At 71.5% G+C, this 22,199-nt stretch carries 17 protein-coding genes and 2 pseudogenes; 8 read left to right on the forward strand and 11 right to left on the reverse strand.

Going from position 1 to position 22,199, the window contains the following annotated elements:
• Positions 1-25: 25 nt before the first annotated feature.
• The 4 genes and pseudogenes from F7R91_RS04030 to F7R91_RS04040 form a co-directional block, all read right to left on the reverse strand.
• Entirely contained in the window at positions 26-1,459 is a 1,434-nt protein-coding gene (locus F7R91_RS04030; protein WP_150944504.1) for a flotillin family protein, read from the reverse strand.
• 105 nt (positions 1,460-1,564) lie between these two features.
• The gene (locus tag F7R91_RS04035; RefSeq protein WP_150944506.1) at positions 1,565-2,080 is read right to left on the reverse strand and encodes a hypothetical protein; all 516 of its coding nucleotides are present in this window, start codon (positions 2,078-2,080) and stop codon (positions 1,565-1,567) included.
• A 119-nt stretch (positions 2,081-2,199) separates the two neighbouring features.
• Positions 2,200-2,388, reverse strand: coding sequence for a hypothetical protein (locus F7R91_RS41840; protein ID WP_191971355.1), 189 nt, complete (start codon positions 2,386-2,388; stop codon positions 2,200-2,202).
• A pseudogene (locus tag F7R91_RS04040) lies at positions 2,362-2,654 on the reverse strand (site-2 protease family protein); the annotation flags it as partial. The pseudogene F7R91_RS04040 and the gene F7R91_RS41840, both read right to left, overlap by 27 nt.
• A 430-nt stretch (positions 2,655-3,084) precedes the next feature.
• Here F7R91_RS04040 and kdpF point away from each other — a divergent pair.
• Positions 3,085-3,174, forward strand: a complete 90-nt coding sequence (gene kdpF, locus F7R91_RS04045) for a K(+)-transporting ATPase subunit F (protein WP_150944508.1) — start codon at positions 3,085-3,087, stop codon at positions 3,172-3,174.
• Between the two features lie 240 nt (positions 3,175-3,414).
• Positions 3,415-5,979: a sensor histidine kinase gene (locus F7R91_RS04050; protein WP_150944510.1), complete on the forward strand. Its 2,565-nt coding sequence runs from the start codon at positions 3,415-3,417 to the stop codon at positions 5,977-5,979.
• A 603-nt stretch (positions 5,980-6,582) separates the two neighbouring features.
• Here F7R91_RS04050 and F7R91_RS04060 read toward each other — a convergent pair.
• A complete protein-coding gene (locus F7R91_RS04060) occupies positions 6,583-7,308 on the reverse strand; it encodes a potassium channel family protein (protein WP_191971334.1) in 726 nt (241 codons plus the stop codon).
• Positions 7,301-8,674 carry a TrkH family potassium uptake protein gene (locus F7R91_RS04065; protein WP_150944511.1) on the reverse strand — a complete coding sequence of 458 codons (1,374 nt, stop codon included), beginning with the start codon at positions 8,672-8,674 and terminating at the stop codon, positions 7,301-7,303. Before F7R91_RS04065 ends, F7R91_RS04060 begins: the two co-directional genes overlap by 8 nt.
• A gap of 246 nt (positions 8,675-8,920) precedes the next feature.
• Between F7R91_RS04065 and F7R91_RS42490 the strand changes: the two are divergent.
• The 4 genes and pseudogenes from F7R91_RS42490 to F7R91_RS04085 form a co-directional block, all read left to right on the forward strand.
• Positions 8,921-9,142: pseudogene (locus F7R91_RS42490) on the forward strand (hypothetical protein); the annotation flags it as partial.
• A gap of 33 nt (positions 9,143-9,175) precedes the next feature.
• On the forward strand, positions 9,176-9,538 hold the full coding sequence (locus tag F7R91_RS04075) for a VOC family protein (RefSeq protein WP_225320514.1): 363 nt from the start codon (positions 9,176-9,178) through the stop codon (positions 9,536-9,538).
• 216 nt (positions 9,539-9,754) lie between these two features.
• Positions 9,755-10,753, forward strand: a complete 999-nt coding sequence (locus tag F7R91_RS04080; RefSeq protein WP_150944513.1) for an asparaginase — start codon at positions 9,755-9,757, stop codon at positions 10,751-10,753.
• Positions 10,754-10,950: 197 nt separating this feature from the next.
• Positions 10,951-12,246 (forward strand): chloride channel protein, encoded by a 1,296-nt coding sequence (locus F7R91_RS04085; RefSeq protein WP_150944847.1) that lies wholly within the window; start codon positions 10,951-10,953, stop codon positions 12,244-12,246.
• Positions 12,247-12,248: 2 nt separating this feature from the next.
• Here the strand turns inward: F7R91_RS04085 and F7R91_RS04090 are convergent, their stop codons facing one another.
• The 5 genes from F7R91_RS04090 to F7R91_RS04110 all read right to left on the reverse strand — a co-directional run bounded on the left by F7R91_RS04090 (position 12,249) and on the right by F7R91_RS04110 (position 20,273).
• Positions 12,249-14,693, reverse strand: a complete 2,445-nt coding sequence (locus F7R91_RS04090; RefSeq protein WP_150944515.1) for a SpoIIE family protein phosphatase — start codon at positions 14,691-14,693, stop codon at positions 12,249-12,251.
• Positions 14,694-14,695: 2 nt separating this feature from the next.
• A complete protein-coding gene (locus F7R91_RS04095) occupies positions 14,696-16,819 on the reverse strand; it encodes a SpoIIE family protein phosphatase (RefSeq protein WP_150944517.1) in 2,124 nt (707 codons plus the stop codon).
• 162 nt (positions 16,820-16,981) lie between these two features.
• On the reverse strand, positions 16,982-19,096 hold the full coding sequence (locus F7R91_RS04100; protein WP_150944519.1) for a GAF domain-containing SpoIIE family protein phosphatase: 2,115 nt from the start codon (positions 19,094-19,096) through the stop codon (positions 16,982-16,984).
• A 165-nt stretch (positions 19,097-19,261) separates the two neighbouring features.
• Positions 19,262-20,029 carry a CbtA family protein gene (locus F7R91_RS04105; protein WP_150944521.1) on the reverse strand — a complete coding sequence of 256 codons (768 nt, stop codon included), beginning with the start codon at positions 20,027-20,029 and terminating at the stop codon, positions 19,262-19,264.
• A 22-nt stretch (positions 20,030-20,051) separates the two neighbouring features.
• A complete protein-coding gene (locus F7R91_RS04110; protein ID WP_150944524.1) occupies positions 20,052-20,273 on the reverse strand; it encodes a CbtB domain-containing protein in 222 nt (73 codons plus the stop codon).
• Positions 20,274-20,565: 292 nt separating this feature from the next.
• Between F7R91_RS04110 and F7R91_RS04115 the strand changes: the two genes are divergently transcribed.
• The gene (locus F7R91_RS04115) at positions 20,566-21,138 is read left to right on the forward strand and encodes a histidine phosphatase family protein (protein ID WP_150944525.1); all 573 of its coding nucleotides are present in this window, start codon (positions 20,566-20,568) and stop codon (positions 21,136-21,138) included.
• Positions 21,139-21,315: 177 nt separating this feature from the next.
• Positions 21,316-21,759 (forward strand): SRPBCC family protein, encoded by a 444-nt coding sequence (locus F7R91_RS04120; RefSeq protein WP_150944527.1) that lies wholly within the window; start codon positions 21,316-21,318, stop codon positions 21,757-21,759.
• Positions 21,760-22,199 lie beyond the last annotated feature (440 nt).

Below are 22,199 nucleotides of genomic sequence, written 5' to 3' on the forward strand. Positions count from 1 at the left end.
CTCGCTCCGCTGATCAGTACCTATGTCAGCCGGTGATCTCGACCTTCCCGTTGGCCTCGGCGGGTGCCGTGGTCGCGGGCTGCGCGCCATCAGCGCGCTGGGTGATGCCCTTCAGCAGCTCGGCGAGGTCGACTCCCGTCGTGGAGCTGAGAAGTTCGACGCCCTGGGCGACGTTGTCGGCGACCGTACGGGAGAGCTGGCTGGCCCCGTCGGTGGAGATCACCGTCATCTTGTCCACCGCGCTGAGCGGCTCGGACGCCTTGGCGACCACCTGCGGCAGCACCTCGACCAGCATCTGCAGCACGGCCGCGTCGCCGTACTGCGCGAAGGCGTCGGCCTTCTTCTGCATGGCCTCGGCCTCGGCGGCACCCTTGGCTCCGATCGCGGCGGCCTCCGCCTCACCCTCGATGCGGACCGCTTCGGCGAGGGCGGCACGCTGCGCCTTCTCGCCCTCACCGGTCAGCCGGGCCCGCTCGGCGGCCGCCTCGGCCTCCTTGACCAGCGCGATGCGGCGGGCCTCGGCCTCCTGCTCGGCCTGGTAGCGGGCGGCGTCGGCGGGCTTGCGGACCTTGGTGTCCAACTCGCGGTCGGTCAGCGCGGCCTGGCGTTCGGCAACCTTCTCCTGCTCGGCCAAAACCTCCTGGTTCCGCGCCGCCTCGGCCAGCGGACCCGCGGCCGCGGCACGCGCCGCCGCCTCGTCGGTCTCGGCCTTGATCTCCGCCTGCTTCAGCGCGAACGTCCGCTGGGCGATCGCGATCTCCTCCTCGGCCTTCAGCCGCGCCTGCTCGGCGGCACGGCGGGCGACGGCCTCGGCGATGTCCGCCTCCTGCTTGGCGCGGGCGGCCTCCGGGCGGCCGAGGTCCTCCAGGTAGGAGCCTTCGGTGGTGATGTCCTGGATCTGGAAGGCGTCCAGGACGAGGCCCTGCCCGGACAGGCTCGCTTCCGCCTCCTCGGCGACCTGGCCGGCGAACGCGGCCCGGTCGCGGATGATGTCCTCCACCGACATCCGGCCGACGATGGCGCGCAGCGCGCCCGACAGCACCTCCTGGGTGAAGCCGACGATGCCGTCCTGCTGCATCAGGAACCGCTGAGCCGCCGCGCGGATCGAGTCCTCCGTGCCGCCGACCTTGACGATCGCGACCCCCTCCAGGTGGGCCTTGACGCCCCGCAGCGTGACCGCGCCGCGCACCGCGACCGGGATGTGCCGCGAGGACAGGTCGAGGGTGAACTTCTGCTGCACAAACGGCACGACGAACACGCCGCCGCCGACCACGACCTTCTGCCCACTGTTGTCAGTGAACACGCGGCCCGTCTCGGGATCGGTGGCCTTCTTTCCCCGCCGCCCGGTGACGATGAACGCCTCGCTCGGACCCGCCACCTTGTAGCGGGTGATCACGACAAGACCGAGTAGGACAAGGAGTACGACGACTCCGATCACAGCGATGACAACTGGGCTCATGACGAATCCCCCCTCAGCCCTCCCAGGGGACGGCAGATCGATGGGTACAGGTGGACGAAAAGACACCGTCGGCTCCGTGCCGGGTGTGTACAGCAGAGCGGTCGGTCAGCGTTCCACCAGGCGTACGGAGACCGATGTCTGCGACAGCGTCTCCTCCACCCAGATCTCGGCGCCTCGCGCCACCGGGGCGGAACTCTTCGCCGCGAGCTTCACGGGTTGTCCGGCCAGGTGGACCAGTACCTCGCCGTAGCCGCCTGCCGGGATGGCTGTGACGACGGAGCCGGAAGCACCGATCAGGTCGTCGTCGCGCGGGGCGGCGCCGGACCGGTCGCTCATCAGGGCACGGCTGAGTCGATACGCGAGCCAGCCTGTGCCGACTCCGACGGGCACGCCGATCGCGGTGGCGCCGACGGCACCCATCCCGGTGGCGCCCATGGCGATCGCGCCGGAGAAGCCGAGCATGGAGACGAACCCGGCGATGACCGGAAGCGACAGCCAGCCGTCGAACAGGCCGTCCAGCACGTCGACACCGTCGAAGAGTCCCTCAAGGATGCCGTCGAAGACGAGTGACAGCACGAGGAGTACGACCCCCGCGATGCCCAGACCGAGAAACCAGGCCATCCGCGGTCACCGCCTCTCCTCGACGCCTTCGTGCTGGTTGACCGCATGTTCGCATGTGGACAAGTGCAAGCACATTGCCTTGTTCCGGCAGTCTTTACACGGCTTTGATGCCGTGCTCTTCACATCCCGTCCGACAGAACACACTCAGGTTCGAGGCGAAGTGCATGGCGTTGGACGATTCGGGAGATGTCACGTGCGGGGATGATGCCCACCAGGCGCCGCCCGTCGATGACGAGGATGCGCATGCCACTGCCCGGGGAGAGCTTTTCGAGCACGTCTTCCTTGCCCATCTCGGTCATCCCGCCCAACGCCCACAGCGTGATGCTCTGGACCGGGATGCCTTTCGCCGGGCCACGATCGCGTGCGCGGCCTCATGAGCCAGCAGACTCCCGAGCAGCAACAGAGCCCCGGCCAGGCCGGCGACCGTGCAGGCGGCGTTCGACTGGTCCGGAACCCTGGCGGGGAGCGTCCGGCTGCCCAGGCTGTACCCGAACAGCACCACGAGCAGGGGCACGGTCCAGTGGAGGCGCAGCGGCACCCCGAGCAGGCGTCCCATCCGTACCGAGCTGTTCATCACCATCTCCTGCGGACGGTGTGGGTCCCCCTACTGACAGTGTCTCCCGTACCGGGGTCCCGGACGCCGGGCATGGATGATTGCGGCCGACAGCGAGGCTCTTCGGCGGTCGGGGCGTCTCGGGCGAGGTGTCGCTCCATCTGAACTGCGGCGGAGCCGTCGGTACTGCGCGAAACACACCGGGTGGCGCAGAACCCTCCGGGCTGCTGCAAGTCGGGCGCGGCCGCGTTAGGAAAGCGTCAAGGAAGTGGCCAGGGGCGTAAGAGCCGTGTCAACAGCGGGCTAATCGGCGTTGCGGCGGGGTTACTTCTAGAGGTCTGTTCCTTCCGAATCTCGTCTAGGAGCTCGCGATGGCCGATGTGGCCTTCGTATGCGCCACGGTCGCGGTGTTCGCGCTGGCGGCTCTCATCGCCCGGGGGGTGGGTCGGCTGTGAGCGCCGAGAACATCGTCGGGCTGATCGTGGCCGTGGCCCTGCTGGGCTATTTGGTCCTCGCGCTGATCTTTCCAGAGAGGTCCTGAGCACGGCACGGGGCGTGGGTACCAGAAGCGTCTGCTTCGGGGCATGTGCGGACCGTCGTACGAGGCGCCTACCGGCAACCTGCGGGTCCGCGTGACCCGGCAGCGGCGCAAACTGGAGGCAGACCCATCGCATCCACGCCACCTCAGCACCGGGCCGGCCGCGGGACACAGCGTCGAGAGGTGATCTCCTTGCTGTCCCGAACCGGCCCGGCGAGCGCAGAACGATCGGAACCCTGAACCATGGCACGCGGCAAGCTACGGATCTACCTCGGTGCGGCGCCTGGCGTCGGCAAGACCTACGCGATGCTGTCGGAGGCGCACCGCCGCGTGGAGCGCGGCACCGACTGTGCAGTGGCCTTCGTGGAGCACCACGACCGGCCGCGCACCGAGGTGATGCTGCACGGCCTGGAGCAGATCCCGCGCCGGGAGCTGGAGTACCGGGGCGCGGTGTTCACCGAGATGGACGTGGACGCCGTGCTGAAGCGTCGACCGGCCGTCGCCCTGGTGGACGAGCTGGCCCACACCAATGTGCCCGGCTCCCGGAATCCCAAGCGGTGTCAGGACGTCGAAGAGCTACTGGAAGCCGGGATCGACGTCATCACGACCGTCAACATCCAGCACCTGGAGTCGCTCGGCGATGTCGTCGAGTCGATCACCACAGTGCGGCAGCGGGAGACCGTACCGGACGAGGTGGTACGTCGCGCCGACCAGATAGAGCTGGTCGACATGTCACCGCAGGCGCTGCGCCGCCGGATGGCACACGGCAACATCTACAAGCCCGACAAGGTCGACGCGGCCTTGTCGAACTACTTCCGGCCGGGAAATCTGACCGCGCTGCGGGAGCTGGCGTTGCTGTGGACCGCGGACCGGGTCGACGAGTACCTGCAGCAGTACCGCGGGGAACACGACATCCGCTCCACCTGGCAGGCCCGCGAGCGGATCGTCGTCGGGCTCACCGGCGGCCCTGAAGGACGGACCCTGATCCGGCGAGCGGCCCGGCTGGCTGAGAAGGGCGCGGGCGGCGAGGTACTGGCCGTCTACATCTCCCGCAGCGACGGGCTGACCTCCGCCTCGCCCAAGGAACTCGCCGTACAGCGCACCCTCGTCGAGGACCTGGGCGGCACCTTCCACCAGGTCGTCGGCGACGACATCCCGCAAGCGCTGCTGGACTTCGCCCGGAGTGTCAACGCCACCCAGATCGTGCTCGGCGTAAGCCGTCGGCGCGCCTGGCAGTACGCCTTCGGGCCCGGGGTCAGCGCCACGGTCGCCCGCGAGTCCGGGCCGGACCTCGACGTCCACATCGTCACCCACGAGGAGGCTGCCAAGGGCCGCGGATTGCCTGTGGCACGCGGCGCCCGGCTCGGCCAATCCCGAATCACCGCCGGATGGCTGGTCGGCGTGGTCGGCCCGGTGCTGCTCACCCTGCTGCTCACCTCGGTATGGAACACCCGGCCTGCCGACGACGGGCCCGGCTTCGCCAACGAGGTGCTGCTGTTCCTGACCCTGACCGTGGGGGCCGCACTGCTCGGCGGGCTGCTGCCCGCGCTGGCCGCGGCCACGGCCGGCTCGCTGCTGCTGAACTACTTCTTCACCCCGCCCACCCACACCTGGATCATCGACGATCCGGCGAACGTCCTCGCCATCATCGTCTTCTTCGCGGTCGGTGTCTCGGTCGCCTCGGTCGTGGACCTCGCCGCCCGCCGCACCTACCAGGCCGCCCGGCTGCGCGCCGAGTCCGAGACCCTGTCGTTCCTGGCGGGCAGCGTGAAGCGGGGCGAGGACAGTCTGGAGGAGCTGCTGGAGCGGGTGCGGGAGACCTTCGGGATGGAGTCGGTGGCGCTGCTGGAACGGGGCGGCGAGGTCGAGCCGTGGACCTGCGCGGGCAGGGTCGGGACGGCCCGTCCCATCGAACGCCCGGTGGACGCCGACGTCGACATGCCGGTCGGCGACCACCTCGTACTCGCCCTGTCCGGGCGGGTGCTGCCTGCCGAGGACCGCCGGGTGCTGGCCGCCTTCGCCGCCCAGGCCGCCGTCGTTCTGGACCGCCAGCGGCTGAAGCAGGAAGCCGGACAGGCCCGCGAGCTGGCCGAGGGCAACCGCATCCGCACCGCGCTGCTCGCCGCCGTCAGCCATGATCTGCGGACCCCACTGGCCACCATCAAGGCCGCGGTCACCTCGCTGCGCTCCGATGACATCGAATGGTCAGAAGAGGATCAGGCGGAACTGCTGGCGAGCATCGAGGAAGGCACCGACCGGCTCGACCACCTGGTGGGCAACCTGCTGGACATGTCCCGGCTGCAGACCGGCACCGTCGCCCCGCTGATCCGCGACGTGGACCTGGACGAAGTGGTGCCGATGGCCCTGGGCGGCGTTCCCGAAGGTTCCGTCGCCCTGGACATTCCCGAAACCCTGCCGATGGTCGCGGCTGACCCCGGGCTGCTGGAGCGGACTGTCGCCAACGTCGTGGAGAACGCCGTGAAGTACGGCCCGGAGAACGAGGTCGTCCTGGTCTCCGCCAGCGCGCTCGGCGACCGGGTCGAGCTGCGGGTCGTCGACCGCGGCCCTGGCGTGCCCGACGAGGCCAAGGAGAGGATCTTCGAGCCGTTCCAGCGGTACGGAGATGCTCCTCGGGGCGCCGGGGTCGGCCTGGGCCTCGCGGTCGCCCGCGGCTTCGCCGAGGCCATGGGCGGCACGCTCATCGCCGAGGACACCCCCGGCGGCGGCATGACCATGGTCCTCACTCTCAAGAGCACGCCAGGCCGTCCACCGGTACCTCCCGACCTGCCCGCCCACTTCACCTCCTAACAGCCTCAGCGGCCGCTCAGGAGCCGGCGTCGCGGTCCCGCCTGGCGTAATCCGCCGGTACGCGCCCCGGGCGTTGACGAGGCGGGCGATCACCGTACCGAGCAGCGCCGCGACCATCAGGAAGGCGAGCCGCCCCGCATCCGGATACCCCTGCCACGCAAGCTCGCCATGTGGGGGCACCGCGAAGCCGTTGAGGAACAGCCAGCACACCGCGGCGGTGCCCAGCGCCGCGACGAAGCGGGCGCACACTCCCAGCAGCGCCGCCAGGACGCACAGCACCAGCAGGGCGTGCAGCGGGTCGGCAAGCCCCTTCGCCGCGCTGAGCGCCCCCACCGTCAGCAGCGCCCCGATGAAGGCCGCCCCCCAGACGAAGGGTGTGGGGACAGGCTCGGGTACCGGCCTGACCGCGGCCCGCAACGGTCGCCACTCCACCATGAGCGCATCCTTCCCCGGGTCACCTGCGCTGCTCCCATAACAGCGCCTCCAGGACGGTTCCGCGCCTGGCGACCGCCCTCTAACGAACTCCGTACGGGCACGGCTTCCCTGGACGCGCGACCCGTGGCGAACGAGCAAACAGCAGCGATACGGCGGTTCGCGGTGCACTCAGCTGAGTTCGGCGAAGGACTCCACATCCTGGATCTTGCCGGTGACGACGATGACGTCCCCTTTCTCTATGACCGTCTCGGCGGTCGCGTAGGTGAAGCCCTCGCCCGGCCGCTTGATGCCGACGACCGTCACCCCGTACTTGCTGCGCACATGGCTCTCTCCGAGTGGTATGCCGGTGGAGATGGCCGGGGCGACGGTCTTCACCAGGGCGTAGTCGTCGTCGAACTCGATGAAGTCCAGCATCCGGCCGGTGACCAAGTGGGCGACGCGCTCGCCCATCTCGTGCTCGGGCAGGACAACATGGTGCACGCCCAGGCGTTCGAGGATCTGACCGTGCTGGCGACTGATCGCCTTGGCCCAGATGTTGGGCACATTCGCCTCCAGCAGATTGGAGGCGATCAGGATGCTGGCCTCGATGTCGGTGCCGATGCCGACCACGGCGCTGCTGAACTCGTGCACGCCGAGCTGGCGCAGTGTCTCGGGGTCGGTGCAGTCGGCGACCACCGCATGGGTGAGATCGTCGCTGATCCGCTGGACGAGGTGCGGGTCGGTGTCGACACCGAGAACGTCCCAGCCGCGCCGCATCAGCTCATGGGCCAGCGAGCTGCCGAAGCGGCCGAGACCGATCACGGCCACACGCTGGTCACCGTGCCCGGAGGCGGCGGCGTGCTCGGCGAGCCGCTTGCGGCGACGCAAGCGCAGGTTGTGCAGGTAGTTAACCAATGACGGGTCGCTCCTCGGGTAGCTCGTAACGGCGCTTGCGCTCGCGCAGGGCAAGCGCCGAGACCAGGGTGACCGGGCCGAGCCGGCCGACGAACATGAGCACGATGACGATCAGTCGGCCGACGGTCGGCAGGTCACCGGTGATGCCGGTGGACAGACCCACCGTGCCGAAGGCCGAGACCGACTCGAACAGCACCTCCTCGAAGGGCTTGTCGACCACGGCGAGCAGAGCGAGGGTCGCCGTCATCACAAAGCCCACGCCGGCCAGCGCCACGGTCAGCGCCTGCCGCAGCACATGCGGTGCGAGCCTGCGGCCCATCACTGCGGACGTGGGCTCGCCGCGCACCTCGGCGAGCATCGCCGCACCCAGCACCGCGAAGGTGCTGACCTTGATGCCGCCCGCGGTGCCCGCGCTGCCGCCGCCGATGAACATCAGCATGCAGGTCAGCAGCAGTGTCGCATCCGTCATCGCCCCGACGTCGACACTGTTGAACCCCGCGGTACGGGACATCGCCGAGTGGAAGAACCCCGCGAGGATCTTCTTGTCCCAGTCGAACGGGCCCAGCGTGTCGTTGTTCGTCCACTCCAGCACACAGGTCAGCAGCGTCCCGGCGAACAGCAGCACCGCCGTGGTGATCACCGTCAGCCGGAAGTGCAGAGACCAGCCACGCCGACCCGTGGTGCGGGCACGATTGCGGTGCCGCAGCAACTCCAGCAGCACCGGAAAACCGATTCCTCCGAGAATCACGGCCACGGCGACGGGCAGCGTCATCCACGCGTCCTGCGCGTACTTCGTGAGGCTGTCGGCGTGCAGCCCAAACCCGGCGTTGTTGAACGCCGACACGGCATGGAAGAACCCCAGGTAGGTGGCGTCCCAGATGGACTCGCCATAGCCGAAGCGCAGCCGCAGTGCGAGCACCGCGCCCACCGCGAGCTCCACCGCGAGCGTGCATCCGGCGACCCCGAGCAGCACCTTCCGCACGTCCCCGATGTCCAGGCTCTTGGTCTCCGCCTGCGCGGTGAGCTGCATCCGCAGCCGCAGTTTCCCGGAGATCAGCAGACCCAGCAGCGAGGCCATCGTCATGATGCCGAAGCCGCCGATCTGGAACAGCACGAGGATCACGCCCTCGCCGAAGCCGCTCCAGTACGTGCCGGTGTCCACCACCACCAGACCCGTCACGCACACCGCCGAAGTGGAAGTGAACAACGCCGTCACCACGTTGGCGCTCCGGCCGTCCTCGGCGGCGACGGGCAGCATCAGCAGTACCGTCCCCAGCAGGATCACGGCAGCGAAGCCCATGACCACCGTACGAGCGGGATGCGCCGCCAACAGCGACTGCCACACCCGCCCCGCGCGCCCAGCCACTCCCGGCCTTCCTGCCTGCCAACGTTCCGTCAAGGATCCATCAGCACCCGGTCAAGATCCAGCGGGCTACCCTAGCCGAGCTCCGCCTCGGTGTAACGGGGCAGAAGAGCGTGAGCTCCGACTCCTCGGGCAGCCCGTCCGGCGCCGGATGTCGCCATCCGCATGTGATTTTCAGGCGGCGGGACTGGCTCTGGGAGTCGCCCGACTCCACTCACGGAGCACGCCTGGTTCGCTTCTGCACCTCCCGACACCGTCGACACCATCGCGACGGCCACCGGCATGGGCACCGCCACCACCCTGCGCCGCCACTTCGCCCGGACGGTCGGCGTCCCGCCGGACACCTACCGCCGCACCTTCCGCACCCGAACCCGCCCCGGCGCTCACAGTGTCGGGCGACACCACTGCCTGTGCGATCGTCCTGATGGCGGTCGTCTGCACCAGCCTGTACGTCAACTTCGAGCGGCGTGACCGGCTCTGAGCCGACGCCGTCGGCAAGGAGTCATGATGGAACCCACCCGCATCACCGCCAACCTCCACGTCCCGGACCTCGCGGCCGCCCGCGCGTTCTACACCGACTACCTCGGCCTGAGCGTCGAAGGCTTCGATCTGGGCTGGGTCGCCCGCTATCAGACACCCGACGGGCGGGCCGACATCCAGCTCCTGACCCACGACGCGAGCGCGCCCGAGCTGCCGGTCGTCTCGGTCCGCGTCGGCACGGCCGTCGACGAGGCCTACGCCGAGGCCCGCCGGCGCGGATACGAGATCGTGCACCCGCTCACCGACGAACCGTGGGGCCTGCGCCGGTTCTTCGTCCGCGCGCCCGACGGCAATGTCCTCAACATCGCCGGACATCGGGACGACTGAGGGATGAGAGCTGGCACCGGGGCCGATCGGTGCCCTCAGCCGCCCGCCGGGAACAGGGCAGTGACGCGATGATCGCGCGCCGGGTGGGATCTCCCCACCCCTCCCGCCCGAGCCCGGTCCACCCCGGCCCTGCCGCCCGCCACCGATAGCCTGCACGAGCGATCTCCGTCGGGCGCGACCTGTTCGTGCCGAACTCGGTCGGAAGGTGGGGCAGGAATGAACGCGACGAGAACCGTGGCCGTCTACTCGCTGGGCGGCACGATCGCCATGACCGCCGATCCCGCGACCGCCGGGGTCGCCCCGGCCCTCTCCGCCCGGGACCTGCTCGCCGCCGTCCCCGGCCTGGAAGGCCACGGCATCGAGCTGCGGGTGCACGACGTCCGCCGGGTGCCCGGTGCCTGGCTCACCTTCGACGACCTCACGGAGCTCGGCGCGGCGATCGACGCGGCCCTCGCCGCCGGCGGGGTCGACGGCATCGTGATCACGCAGGGCACCGACACCATCGAGGAGACGGCGTTCGCCCTCGACCTGCGGCACGGCCATGAGCAGCCGGTCGTCGTCACCGGCGCCATGCGCAACCCCACCATGCCCGGCCCCGACGGACCCGCCAACCTCCACGCGGCCGTTCTCACGGCGGCCGACCCGCGCCTGCGCGGCGCCGGTGTGGTGGTCGTCCTCAACGACGAGATCCACGCGGCCCGCCACGTCCGCAAGTCCCACACCACCAGCCCCGCCGCCTTCACCTCACCGGGCGCCGGGCCCCTCGGCCGGATCGCCGAGAACCGCGTACGGCTGACCTCCGCCCTGCCCCGCCGGCCCGCCGCCCTGGCGCCGCCGCGACGGCGGGATGTGCGCGTGGGCCTGTACACGGTCGGTCTCGGCGACGACGGCGAGCTGCTTGCAGCGTGGGAGGGCCGCTGCGACGGGCTCGTCGTCGCCGCCTTCGGTGTCGGTCATGTGCCGCTGCGGCTCGTCGAGGGTCTGGAACGGTTCTCCGCGCGGGTCCCCGTCGTCCTCTCCTCGCGCATCGGCAACGGCCCTGTCCTGACCGGGACATACGGCTATCCCGGCTCCGAGAAGGATCTGATCGGCCGTGGGCTGGTCCCGGCCGGCGACCTCGGCCCGTACCGGGCACGCCTGCTGCTCCATGGGCTGCTGGCGCACGGCGCGGACCGCGAGCTGATCGCCGCGACGTTCGCCGGCCACGCGTACTGAGCCGCGTATCGGCGTCCTGGCGGAGATGGCGGCGTGGCGGCGGGCCGCCGATGACAAGCCGGTTAATCTCGTGCCGTTATGGGGTGAATCGCCCGTCGAGCCGCCGAGCCCAGGAGGACCCCATCGCCGGGACGAAGTCGGAAGCCGCGCGGTCCGCGTCCGGGACTCAGCCCCAGGAAGCCGACCAGCTGCGGGCCATGCTGCGCCGGCCCGAGTACCTCAAGGCGCTGATCTTCTGCGGGCTGATCGGCATTCCCGTGGCCCTGATCGCGTTCTGGTTCCTTGCGGCGCTCCACAGACTGGAGCAGCTGCTCTGGACGGACTGGCCCAAGGATCTGGGCTGGAAACAGGCCCCCTGGTGGTGGGCGTTCCCCCTGCTGCTGGTGGCCGGAGTGGTCGTCGGCCTGGTCGTCGCGCGGCTGCCCGGACGCGGCGGGCACATTCCGGCGGGCGGCCTGCACTCGGGCGGGATCACGAAGAACGCGTTGCTCGGTGTCGTCATCGCCGCCATGGTCGGTCTGCCGCTGGGCGCCGTGCTCGGCCCCGAGGCGCCGCTGATCGCCCTGGGCGGCGGACTGGCCCTCCTCTTCGCGAGCCTGGTGCGGGCGCCGCAGACCCCGGGGTCGGCCGGGCTGCTCGGCGCGGCCGGCTCCGCCGCGGCCATCTCGGCGCTCTTCGGGAACCCGGTGGTGGGCGCCGTACTGCTGATGGAAGTGGCCGGCGTGGGCGGGCCGCAGCTGTTCGCGGTGATGCTGCCCGTGCTGCTGTCCAGCGGCGTGGGGGATCTGGTGTTCACCACGTTCGTCCACTGGACCGGTCTGCAGACCGGAAGTCTGGACATCGGCCTGCCCGAGCCGCCGCCGCTCGATGTGGGGGACGTCCTGTGGGTGCTGGTGATGGCGCCCGCCATCGCGTTCCTGATCCACTGGGTCTTCGTGGGCGGACGGTTCGTGGCCGGCTTCGTGACGTCCTGGACGGTACGGAACACGACCCTGTGCGCGCTCGGGGCGGCCGGCTGCATCGCCCTCTACACGGTCGGCACCGGCCGTTCACCGGCCGAGGTCGCCCTGTCCGGGGAGGCCACTCTGGGCGAGCTGGCCCAGGACGCGGATGCCTGGCCGGTGAGCGCCCTCGTCGCGGTGCTGGCCTTCAAGGGCATCGCGTACACGCTGTGTCTGGGCAGCCTGCGAGGCGGTCCCGTCTTCCCCGCTCTGTTCCTGGGCGGGGCGGCAGGCGCCCTGCTGGCGCCGCTGCCCGGCTTCGGCCTGGTGCCGGCGATGGCGGCGGGCATGGCGGCGTCGGTGACGGCGGCCCTGCGGCTGCCCGTCAGCAGCGTGGTCCTCGTCGTCGTGCTGCTGGGCAATGTGGAGACGGTGGCGCTGGTGGTGCTGGCGGCGGTCATGTCCTTCGTGCTGGCCCAGCTGTTGCCGCAGGGCCCGGGGATTCCCGCGTTCGCCGAGCCGGCCCGCCGCGCGTCCCCCCGGGACGGCTGAGATCACTTCGGCGCGTCGGACAGCAGCTGTTCGGTCCAGATCGTCTTGCCGTCGCGGGAGTACCGGGTGCCCCACCGCTCGGTGAGCTGTGCCACCAGGAACAGGCCGCGTCCGCCCTCGTCCGTCGTACGGGCTCTGCGCAGGTGCGGCGAGGTGCTGCTGGTGTCGGACACCTCGCAGATGAGGTGGTGGTCGCGGATGAACCGCAGGGTGATCGGCCCGCCGCCGTACCGGTAGGCGTTGGTGACCAGCTCGCTGACGATCAGCTCGGTGGTGAAGCCCATCTCCTCCAGCCCCCACGCGGCCAGCTGGGCCGCCGTCAGCGAACGCGCCCCGGCGGCGGCCGTGGCCTCCACGGGCAGTTCCCAGGTGACGACGTTCTCCGCCGCGAGGACGCCGGTCCGGGCGATGAGCAGCGCCACGTCGTCGGCGGCCTGGTCGGGGGCGCGATCGCGCAGCAGCGCGCCCTCCACGACGTCGCAGGTCTCCTCCAGCGAGCGGGCGGGGACGGCCAGGGCCTCGCACAGATCCGCCAGGCTCTCCTCGGCGTCCCGCTTACGGGCCCGGATCAGACCGTCGGTGTACAGCGCCAGCAGACTGCCTTCGGGCAGGGGCAGCTCGGCGGCCTCGAACGGCAGCCCGCCCAGCCCGAGGGGCGGACCCGCCGGGATGTCGGGCACCCGGACCTCTCCGGCCGGGCTCACCACGGCGGGCGGCGGGTGGCCCGCGCGGGCCAGCACACACTGCTGGGAGACAGGGTCGTAGACGGCGTACAGGCAGGTGGCGCCCACGACTTGGGGTGCCTGTCCGTCGGTCGGCTCCTGCTCCTCGGACAGCCGGTCCACGAGATCGTCGAGGTGGGAGAGGACCTCGTCCGGGGTGAGATCGAGATGGGCCAGGGTGTGTACGGCGGTGCGCAGGCGGCCCATGGTCGCCGCCGCGTGGATACCGTGGCCGACCACGTCCCCGACCACGAGGGCCACACGGAGCCCCGAGAGCGGGATGACGTCGAACCAGTCTCCGCCGACGCCGGAGGCGGCGTCGGCCGGGAGGTAGCGGTGGGCGACCTCGACCGCCGGGTGCCCCGGCATCTCGTGCGGGAGCAGGCTGTGCTGGAGGGTGAGGGCCGCCTGGTGCTGCTGGGTGTAGCGGCGGGCGTTGTCGATGCACACGGCGGCACGGGAGGCGAACTCCTCGGCGACCCTCAGGTCGTCCTCCTCGAAGGGTTCGAGCCGTTGTGACCGCCACAGGCTGAGCAGGCCGAGCACGAGCCCCCGCGCGACCAGCGGAACCATCATCAGCGAGTGGACGCCCAGGGCGAGGGCCCGCTCGGCGCGGTCCGGATCGATGGCGAGGAAGGTGGCGGGCTCCTGGAGGTGCGCGTCGAGGACGGGACGCCGCTCGGCCAGGCACCGGGCCTGAAGGCTGTCCGGCGGGAGGTGGATGACGCGGCCCACGGGATACATCACGTCCGCGTCGTTCGGCAGAGGGGTGCGGACCGCCGCCCGGCGCAGGGGTCCCAGCACGTCCTGCGCGGGTTCCTCGCCGTGCATGACCGGCTCCAGCAGGTCCACGGAGACGCAGTCGGCGAGCTCCGGTGCGGCCACCTCGGCCAGCTCCCGCGCCGTCCTGGCCACGTCGAGGGTGGTCCCGATGCGTGCGCCTGCCTCGTTGAGGAGGGCGAGCCGGCGCCGCGCCCGATAGCGGTCGGTCACGTCCTCGACGGTCTGTGTCACCCCGAGGATCTGCCCGGTGGAGTCCTCGAGCCGGAACGCCGAGATGGACACGAACAGCTCATGGCCGGGGTCCCGGCGCAGACGGGCGGGCTGCTCGGTGAAGATCGAGGAGCGGCCCGTCTCCAGCACCTCCCGGAGCTGTCCCTCGACCGTGTCGGTGTCCTGCTGGATCAGGAAGTCCCTGGTGTGGAGCCCACGGTGCTGCTCGGGCGGGACCTGGCTGAACCCCGCGATCGCCCGGTTCACCCGGAGGAGGCTCAGATCCGGGGCGTGCACCGACAGCCCGATCGGCGAGCGGTTGAACAGGCCGTCCAGGACGGACCGGTCGATGTTCCACTGGACGATCTCCTCGGCGGGCGCGGCGACGAGGAACCATTCGCGGGACGAGTCGTGCTTCGTGATCGGCCGGGCCCGGCACCCGAACTCCACACGCCGGCCGTCACGGTGCCGTACCGGCAGGACCCCGAACCACCCGTCGTTGGCCACGCACTCCGCCACCGCGTCCATGACCATGTCGTGGTCGCCCGGGTCGACGAGGAAACCGATCGACAGGCGTCCGAGAGCCTGCTCGGCCGGGTACCCGAGCAACGCCTCGGCCCGCGCGCTCCAGCCCACGACCCTCCCCCTGCCGTCCAGCACCACCGAGGCGGCGTGCCGCACGGCGAAGGGGTCGTCCGGTCCTTCGCTGAACCTGGTCACCGGTGTGTCCATCGCTACCCACCATCCACCTTCCGGGTGGGGCCGCGCGAGCGGAGCCGTTCGGGGTGGCTGCCGACCGGGGCCCTGGACCGGCGGGTTCTGGCGAGGAGCACCGCCACGTCGTCCTGGGCCGTGGAGGGCAGCAGCCCGGAGAGGATGCGGTCGCAGATCTCCTCCAGCGGGCGGTCGAGGTCGCGCAGCGTCACGGCGAGCTGCCGCATGCCCTGGTCCAGGTCTCTGTCCCGGGCCTCGATCAGGCCGTCGGTGTACAGCACCAGCAGGCCGCCGGGGAGCAGGGAGACCCGCTCGGTCCGGAAGTCCCGGCCGCCCGCCCCGAGAGGTGTGCCCGAGGAGCCGTCGAGGAACGCGATCCGTCCCCGGGCGTCGACCATCGCCGGCGGCGGATGTCCGGCCCGGGCGATGACGAAGCCGCCGACGGAGGGGTCGTGGACGGCGTAGAGGCAGGTGGCCATCTCGTTCTCGCCGAGGTCGGCCACGGCGGCGTCCAGGGACAGCAGCATCTCGGCCGGCGGGATCTCGTGCCGGGCCAGTGTCCGCACCGCCGCGCGCAGCTGTCCCATGACGGCGGCCGCGTGGATGCCGTGTCCCATGACGTCGCCGATGACCAGGCCGGTCCTGCCGTGCGGGAGGGCGATGACGTCGAACCAGTCGCCGCCGACCTCGTGATCGCTGGCGGGCAGGTAGCGCCCGGTCAGCTCCAGGCCGGTCACCTCCGGGAGCGTGCTGTTGGTCAGGCTGCGCTGCAGGGTGAGTGCCGCCGCTCGCTGGCCGGTGTACATGAGCGCGTTGTCGATGTTGAGCGCCGCCCGGGCGACCAGTTCGTCGATGAGGACGCAGTCCTGCTCGTCGAACCGCTCACGGCCGCGGAGCCGTGTGACCACCACGGCGCCGAGCACCTTGCCCCGGGCGACCAGCGGGACCAGTCGTGCGCAGCGGACCTGGGCACTGAGGTACGCGCGCAGCGGCGCGGCACCGGGGTTGGTGATCAGCGCCGGGATGTCGCTCTGGTAGAGGTTCATGGGACGCCCGTCGGCGATCACGCGCTCGTAGACCGAGCCGATCGGGACCTGGAGGGTGTCGCCCACCTGCAGCCGCGCGGTGGGCGCGGAGGGATCGGGGAAGGCGGCCGCGACCCGGCGCACCACGCCGTGGGTGGACCCGGCGGCCTCGTCCGGTTCCAGCACCGCCGCCAGCAGCTGCACATCGGCGGAGTCGGCCAGCCTTGGCACCAGCACCTGGACGACTTCCTCGGCGGTCTGGTGCAGGTCGAGTGTGGTCCCGATGCGTGTGCCGGCGTCGGCCAGCAGGGCGAAGCGCTGCCGGGCCCGTTCGGCCTCGATCTGCGCCTGCTGTCCCTGGGTGATGTCGATCAGGGAGGCGATGAGTCCCAGCCGCCGGCCGGCGCTGTCGACCAGGGGAGCGTACGAGCACGACCAGATCCGGTCGTGCTCGGGATCGGCCGGGGTGCGGCCGGTGCGGCGGACGTCGACCACCGCTTCACCGCTGTCCAGGACCTGGCGCATCATCGTTTCCAGCTTCGTGGCGTTGACTCCCGGTGCGACGTCGGCCAGGCGTCTGCCGATGTGTTCGTCCGCGGACACTCCGTTCATCCGCGCCAGCGCGTCGTTGACCCGCAGGAAGCGCAGGTCGGGGCCGAGCATGGCGAGTCCGACGGGCGACTGGGCGAAGAGGGACTCCAGCGCGGCGAGCGAGTCCTGTACGGCCCGGTCGGCGGACGTCTCCACGGCGACGGCCAGGACGCCCGTCCCGCCCCCGCCCTGCGGGTCCGCGGCCGGGCAGACCCACAGCTCCATCGGTACGAGGTGCCCGTCACGGTGGCGTACCGGCAGCGTTTCGCACACCGCCTGGCCCGCGCGGACCTTCCGTGCCAGCCGTGCGGCCGCCTCCCGGTCGGACTCGGGGACCAGCAGCGGGAATCCGTTCCGGCCGAGCATCTGCTCGGGGGGATAGCCGAGCAGGTCCTGTGCGGCGCGCGACCACTCCACGATGCGCCCCTGTGCATCGGCCCTCCAGAGCAGATCACGGAGCGCCCCCGCATATCCGACCGTGGGCAGGGGCAGATCCGGCGCGTCATGTGTCGGCTCGTGTGTGTCCACCACAGCGACCTAACCCCCGGGGCGCAGGCCCTGTGCCGGCCGGTCTCGTCCAACAACGGCGTCGGCACCGAACATTCGGGTAAAGCGCAGATAAGGCGCATTACTGACATAAGCGTATCCGAGGCGCGCGGGACGGCGAAGTGTGCCCGCCGCCGCTCCGCCCTACGGCTCCGCCTCGTGGTGGAGCACGAGGAGCGCGATGTCGTCGGTGCGCTGTCCGGTGGTGCTCGTCTTCGCCAGCAGGACGTCGATGAGCAGGTCCAGGTCCCGGTCGTCGGCGTGGGCGAGATGGTCCGCGAGCTCGGAGATGGAGTCGTCGAGGTCCACTCCCGGTGTCTCGACGAGCCCGTCGGTGTAGAAGGCGAGCATCAGTCCCGGTGTGAGCGGCAGCTCCGTCACGGGGTAGTCGGCGTCGGGGTCGATGCCCAGAAGCGGCCCGGGCGGCACGTCCACGGGCCGGGTGTCACCGTCGGGCAGCCGCAGGAGCGGCGGCGGGTGGCCGGCGCTCGCCAGCGTGGCGCGTCCGCCGGCGAAGTCGAGGTGGGCGTAGAGGCAGCTGGTGAACAGGTCGGGGCCGAAGTCGGTGAGGAGCCGGTTGGTCCGGTGGAGGACCTGGTCCGGCGGGGTGCCGAGGGCGGAGTGGGCGTGGACGCCGGTACGGACCTGCCCCATCAGGGCGGCCGCCGCGACATTGTGGCCCTGGACGTCGCCGATGACGGCCGCGGCAGCGGTGTCGCCGAGCCTGATCAGGTCGTAGAAGTCCCCGCCGATCTCCATGCCATGGGTCGCGGGCAGATAGCGGGCGGCGACCCGCAGGCCGGCGACCGCGGGCAGGGTGCGCGGGAGCAGCGCCTGCTGGAGGCCGTGGGCGAGCTCGTGCTTGGTGTCGTAGAGCCGCGCCCGGTCGAGGGCCTGGGCGATGAGGCCGGCGAGCGAGGTCATGACGGCGCGTTCCTCGGCCGGGAACTCGCGGGGTTCGTCGTACGACAGGACGCAGATGCCGACGGGCCGGCCGGAGATGATCAGCGGCAGGAAGGCCCAGGCCCGCTTGCCGCTGACCTGGGGCGCCTCGGGGTAGATACGGCGCATCTCCTCGGGGTGGGAGAAGAAGGCGGGGATACCGCTGCTGAGGGCCTGCCCGGCCGGGGTGAAGTCGGTGTCGAGGCTCAGGCCGTCGAGGCGTTCGATGGTGCTGGCGGGGTAGCCGCGGTATCCGGCGATCCGCAGCCGGCCGGCGTCGGCGGTGGACAGGACCAGGCCCTGGGCGCCGAACGCGGGCATGATCTGGTCGGCGATCAGGTCGATGACGTCCTGGACGCCGACGACCTCGGTGAGCCAGGCGGACAGATGCGTGAGCTGGTGGAGCCGGCCCGCGCGGGCCGGGGCGGCGGTGTGCCCGGTCTGCCGGGGCGCCTGTGCGGGCTGTGCGCCGCTGGGCACGATACGCACGCTGATGCCGCTGGCGTCGGGATAGAGGTGAAAGTCCAGCCAGACGTCCGGCGGGCGGCGCGCGGTGAAGACGACGGGCTCCCGGCTGATCACCGCGGCGCGGTAGCGGTCCTCGTAGGTGGGGTCGTCGAGCCAGCGCAGGGAATGCCACGGCACGGTGCCGAGCAGCTGGCCCGCGTCGCGGCCGAGCAGATCGCAGGCGCCGGAGCTGACGTAGGTGATGTGCCCTTCCAGGTCCAGCGCACAGCTGCCGCCGGGCAGTCGCTCGACGAAGTCGGCGGCGGCCATCGCCGGGCTCGCGGTCCGTCGCCCGGTGTCCGTGGACAGGACGCGAGGCCGGTCGCCGCAGGCGGGCGGGCTGCCGCGGTCGGCGGCCTCCTCCAGCAGCCGGGCCAGAAGGCGGCAACGGGAGGCGATATGGCCCTGCTCCCGCCGGGTCATGTGTGCCGGACGGGTGGTCGGCCACATCAGCAGGAGGGCGCCCCACGGCCCGACGCCGGTGACGGGCACGGCAGCCAGGGCCAGCGGGTAGGGCAGCGCCAACGCGGTGCGCGGATAGGAGCGGGCCATCTCCCCCTGGCTGCCCACCCACACCATCCGGTCCTCGCGGACCGCGTCGGCCACCGGGGCGTGAGCGGCCAGCGGAACCCTCGCCCACGGCTGGGCCAGCTCGGCCGACACCCCGCTCAGCAGGTGCAGACACAGCGTCTGATCGTCCGGCGCGAGCAGGTACATGGCGCCGATGGACGCGCCGGTCCGGCGCACCGTCTCCGCGAACGCGGCATCCAGTTCCGCCACGTCGGCGGCCGGACCACCCGCGCCGGTCACGAGGCACCTCCCACCAGACGTAAGCGAACTCGTCCTTATGGGACGCTACGCCCAAAAGGGGCGGTCGGCACACCCTCCGGTGGCCCCGGCCCGCACGCCCGGGCGCCCGGGCATGGCCGACGGCCCCGCCGGAGGGTTCCCGCGGGGCCGTCGAAGGGGCGTTTCTCAGTGCGGTACCGCAGCGGCCCGCGGGTGAGCGGCCTCCTCGCCGGCTGCTGCCGTACGAGGGGCCAGGGCCCGTTCGGCCAGCACGCCGAAGACCAGGCCGAACACCGTCCACAGCGTCACCTGGACGGCCAGTGCCGCCAGCCGGAACTGCCACAGCAGGGTGGCCGGGAAGTCCTTCGGGACCTCGTTGTAGGACGGCAGGAACGCATACGCGAGCCCGACGGCCAGGACGAAGAACGCCCCCGCGGCCAGGGTCGCGTTCCAGTTGCCCAGGCGCGGCGCCAGGCGCTTGCCCAGGATGACGGCGGCGACCGCGAGCAGCACACTGAGCACCACCATCAGGAAGTACAGGGTGGTCCGCTGGTCGATCGTCTCGGGGTCGCTCGTGGCGGGCGGGTTGGCGGGGTACTTCAGGAACGGCACGACGTACACGGCGACCAGGCCCGCGGCCGCGAGGAGCAGCGCGCTCGCGCGCGGCCCGAAGCGGCCGACGCGGCCCAGTGCGAAGCAGTACGCGAGGGCGGCGATGCCGCCGAACGCGACGCCGTAGACGAGCACACCGGTGGACAGGCCGGCGGTGGACTGCATCGTGCGGCTGACGGCTTCCACGCCGCCGTGCTCGTGGGCGTGCGCCTCCTCGAAGGCGATGGCCGCGTCGACGCGCGACTCGCCGAGGAAGTAGGCGACGACGAGCGCGAGCAGACCCGCGGCGAGACCCGCGAGCATGCCACGCACCAACAGGTTTCTGACGGTTGCGGAGTTCATGGCTGGACGTTCCTCGTCGCTGTCAGTGGCAGGGGAAGCCGAGCAGGTGGCGTGCGTCGTGCACCCACTCGTGGACGTCCTCGCCCGCGACGACGGAGGTGGCGCCCTGCTCGGCGCCGACGAAGTAGAGCAGGACCAGCATCAGGATGCCGAAGAAGACCGCCCAGGGGACGATCGCGCCGATCGGCAGCTTGGCGGGTACGGCGGTGGGGTTGGTGGTCGGCTGAGCGACAGACTGCGCCATGGCAGGCCCTCCTGGGGAACTCGCGTCCCGTCTCGGTGGTGCACAGGACGACGGGGGCGGGTCTGACTGGCCCGCCCCGCACACCTGGGTGCGCGAGCCGGGATTACAGTGGCGCGACCGTGCCGGACTCTCACCGGCTTCCGCTGAACCGTCGTCGGTGTCCGTCGTGGACACCGCCCGAGAAGGTATCGCGAAGCGGGGGCGCGGCCAAGAGCGCACGGGTGCACACCAGGGGCTTCGCCGAACCCGAAGTCCCCACGGCGGCAAGGAAGTCGGGCAGGGGAACGGACGGATGACGAGCCGAGTGATGTTGATCTCACCCGCGATCGGTGCGGCGCTCAGGGAGGCCCGGTTCGACGACGGCTGCTCGCTCGACGCGGCCGGACTGCGGCTCGCGCGGACCGCGGCCGGGGCCGTGCGGGCGGCGGACCGGGGCTGCGTCTCCCCCACGGTACGGTGCCGTGAGACAGCCGGGGCGCTCGGACTGGACGCCGTGGTGGTACCGGAGTTGACGGGTCTGGACGTGGGCCGCTGGCGGGGCGCGACGCTGGCGGAGGTGAGCGCGCGGGAGCCCGAGGCCGTCGCCCTGTGGCTGGCGGACCCGGCGTCCGCGCCGCACGGCGGGGAGTCGGTCCGGGACTTCTGCGACCGGATCGCCGTCTGGCTGGACTCGGCCGCGCGGCCGGCGGGCCGCACCGTCGCGGTCGTGGACCCCGAGGTCGTACGGGCCGCGGGCGTACGGGCGCTCGGGGCGCCGGAGTCGGCGTTCTGGCGCATCGACGTACCGCCCCTGACGGCAACCGAGTTCAGCGGCCGCTCCGGGCGCTGGAACCTCCGCGTCGGGCAGCCGCTCGGGCAGGAGTAGGCGGGCTCTGTCCGGGCCGAACCGTAGGCCGGAGCATTGTGCGCCACCGCCGCGCTTCTCGCCCTCGTGGCGACGACCCAGCCCGCGTCACAGCGGGCGCGACCCGGGCGTTGGGCCAACTGTGTGACCCGTCCACGAACCGGCCGACGAGCAGGCCGGATTCCCTAAGATCGTCGCGTGGTCGACATCCTCCTCGAACGCACGGTCCCGCTCTCCCTGGACGAGGCGTGGCGCCGTCTCACACAGTGGCCCCGCCACGGCGAGGTGGTCCCGCTGACCCGCGTCACCCTGGTCACATCCCCGCCGACGCGCGAGGGCACGGTCTTCGTCGCCCGCACGGGAATCGGCCCGCTCTCCTTCGACGACCCGATGGAGATCACGCTCTGGCACCCCCCGACGGCCGACGACGGCCCCGGCCTGTGCCGCCTGGAGAAGCGGGGCCGGGTCATCAGAGGCTGGGCCGAAATCGAGGTACGCCCCGGCCCGGGGGGCCGCACACGGGTCCTGTGGCGAGAGGACCTGCGAGTCCGCCTGCTGCCGGCCTTCGCGGATCCTGTGGTGCGAGGGGCGGCGGGGTATGTGTTCGGGCGGGCGGTGAATCGGTTGCTGAGAGGCGCGTGAGAAGGATCGCCGAACAGGGTGCGAGCGTACCGCCGAAGGCACATGGCGCACCGGATCCGCTCCCGCGGTCGTCAGCCGCGGCCGAGGATCCGGCGGGCTCCCGCGACGACCGCGGTGGCGAGGATCCAGCCGGAGACGGTCAGGAAGACCGCCACCGCCTTGCCGAAGCCCGTCGGGTCCACGCCCCGCGGTAGCCGAGGCTCGCGACCGGGACGAGGAGGCCGAAGCTGTACAGGACGGGGTCCCAGGCGCGGCGGGCGTCCGGGCCGGCCGGGCCCGGTGGGTGGTTCCAGAACCACAGGGACCCCGCGGCCGCCAGCAGCAGGAGCCAGAGCAACGCCCGGCGGGGCGCGTAACCGTAGCCGAACAGGACGTCCTGGACCGCTCCCGGAGGTTCGTGAGGCCGCGCTCGGCTGGGGCGCGGCCCGTCACCTCGACGA

The organism is Streptomyces luteolifulvus (assembly GCF_008806595.1).
Taxonomy (GTDB): domain Bacteria; phylum Actinomycetota; class Actinomycetes; order Streptomycetales; family Streptomycetaceae; genus Streptomyces; species Streptomyces luteolifulvus.